The 2,087-nt window shown below is 72.9% G+C and carries 3 protein-coding genes; 2 read left to right on the forward strand and 1 reads right to left on the reverse strand.

Annotation, left to right across the window (positions count from 1 at the left end):
* Window positions 1–1,131 (forward strand): CDP-glycerol glycerophosphotransferase family protein (locus H5J33_RS32510; RefSeq protein ID WP_181798310.1); only part of this gene is annotated, 1,131 nt, incomplete at its 5' end.
* Between the two features lie 22 nt (window positions 1,132–1,153).
* On the opposite strand, the gene H5J33_RS32515 is transcribed toward H5J33_RS32510, so the two are convergent.
* Entirely contained in the window at window positions 1,154–1,567 is a 414-nt protein-coding gene (locus H5J33_RS32515; protein WP_181798311.1) for an organic hydroperoxide resistance protein, read from the reverse strand.
* A gap of 103 nt (window positions 1,568–1,670) precedes the next feature.
* On the opposite strand from H5J33_RS32515, the gene H5J33_RS32520 reads away from it, so the two are divergent.
* The coding region (locus H5J33_RS32520; protein WP_181798312.1) for a MarR family winged helix-turn-helix transcriptional regulator at window positions 1,671–2,087 on the forward strand (417 nt) is incomplete at its 3' end.

Below are 2,087 nucleotides of genomic sequence, written 5' to 3' on the forward strand. Positions count from 1 at the left end.
GGCCGTCTGGCGCTGCTGGTCGACGCAGTGGGCGATCGCCTCGTTGAAGTCCGACCCCGCGAGATCGCGCCGGAGCTGCGCGGGGTGTGGGTGGTGCGGGACGAGGAGACGGCGGCGGGGCTGCCGGAGGGCGTGGAGCACGTGATCCTCGGCTCGCGGCGCTACCTGGAGGTCACCGCGCGCGCGAAGTTCTTCGTCAACGACGTCAACTGGCCCGGCGCCCTGGCCAAGCGCCCCGGCAGTGTGCACATCCACACCCACCAGGGCACCCCGCTGAAGTACGTGGGCGCCGATCTGCGGGACAAGCCCGGGGCCCGGCTCGGCTTCGACGTGCCGCAGATGCTGCGCCGGGCCGACCGCTGGGACTACAGCCTGGTCGCGAGCCGCCACGCGGAGCTGGTGTGGGAGCGGGCCTACCCCTGTCACTTCACCTCGGTGCGCACCGGCAGCCCGCGCAACGACGTGCTGGTGCGCGGCGGGGCCGGCGGCTTCCGGGAGCGGCACGGCATCCCGGCGGACCACACGGTGGTGCTGTACGCGCCGACCCGCCGGGACTACCGCCGCGGCGGGTACGTGGACCGGATCGACCTGGCCCGGTTCGCGGCCCGTCTCGGCGAGGGGCACACGCTCGTGGTCCGGCTGCACCCGTCGCTGGCGAACGGCCCGGCGCGGGGCATGGGCCTGGCGGAGCTGGCCCGGCGCCGGATCGTGGTGGACGCGACCGGTGAACCGCATCTGGCGGACGTCCTGCTCGCGGCGGACGCGCTGGTCACCGACTACTCGTCGGTGATGTTCGACTACGCCGTCCTGGACCGGCCGATCGTGATCCACGCCGACGACTGGCCCGCGTTCGCCGCGAGCCGGGGCGCCTATCTCGACATCACCGCCGAGCCGCCGGGCCATGTCACCCGTACCTTCCAGGAGCTGTCCGGGCTGTTCGGCTCGGGCGGCTGGCGGGACGGGGAGTCGGCGCGGCTGCGGGCCGCGTTCCGGGACCGGTTCTGCGAGTTCGAGGACGGGCGGGCCGCCGAGCGGGTGGTGCGCACCCTGCTGCTGGGCGAGCCGCTGTCCGGCGCGGCGTCCCGGATCCCGGGCCAGTCCGGGTCCCGGGACGCGCTGTCGCCGGCGTAGCGGTCACCCCGGCCGTCCGGGGCTACTCGATGACGAGGTCGACGTCGATGTTGCCGCGGGTGGCGTTGGAGTACGGGCAGACCTGGTGGGCGGTCTCGACCAGCTCGCGGCCGGTGGCCTGGTCCACCGTGTCGGGCAGTTCGATGCGCAGGGTGACCTTCAGCCCGAAGCCCTCGCCCTGCTTGCCTATGCCCACCTCGGCGGTCACGGCGGCGTCGCTGACGTCGACCTTCGCCTGGCGTCCGACCAGGCCGAGAGCGCTGCCGAAGCAGGCGGCGTACCCGGCGGCGAAGAGCTGCTCGGGGTTGCTGCCCTGGCCGTCGCCGCCCAGCTCGACCGGCATGGCCAGGGCGAGGTCGATCCGGCCGTCGGAGGAGACGGCGCGGCCCTCGCGGCCGTGGGTCGCGGTGGCGACGGCGGTGTAGAGCGCGTCCATGAAAGACCATCCCTCTCGGATGCGGGGTTCGTTACGACCAGAAGTAGAGCACACAATTAAGTTGTGCACAACTAAATGCCGGGCAAGGCCTTACCCTGGAGGCATGACCGAACCGGAGTGGCTCCGCCTGGACCGCCAGATCTGCTTCTCCCTGCACGCCGCGTCCCGCGCCTTCAACGGCGTCTACCGGGTCCTGCTCGGGGACCTCGGGCTCACCTACCCCCAGTACCTGGTGATGCTCGTGCTGTGGGAACACGGCGAGCTGCCCGTCAAGAAGCTCGGCGAGCGGCTGCGGCTGGACTCCGGGACGCTGTCCCCGCTGGTCAAGCGGCTGGAGGCGGCCGGTCTGGTACGGCGCGAGCGCAGCGCCGAGGACGAGCGGTCGGTCCTCGTCCAGCTCACGGAGGAGGGCACGGCACTGCGCGAGCGGGCGCTGGAGGTGCCGCGCCGGATCATGACGGCGACCGGCTTCGACCCGGCGGAGATCGGCGAGCTGCGCGAGCGGCTCGACCGGCTCACC

This window comes from Streptomyces sp. WELS2 (assembly GCF_013870595.1).
GTDB lineage: Bacteria > Actinomycetota > Actinomycetes > Streptomycetales > Streptomycetaceae > Streptomyces.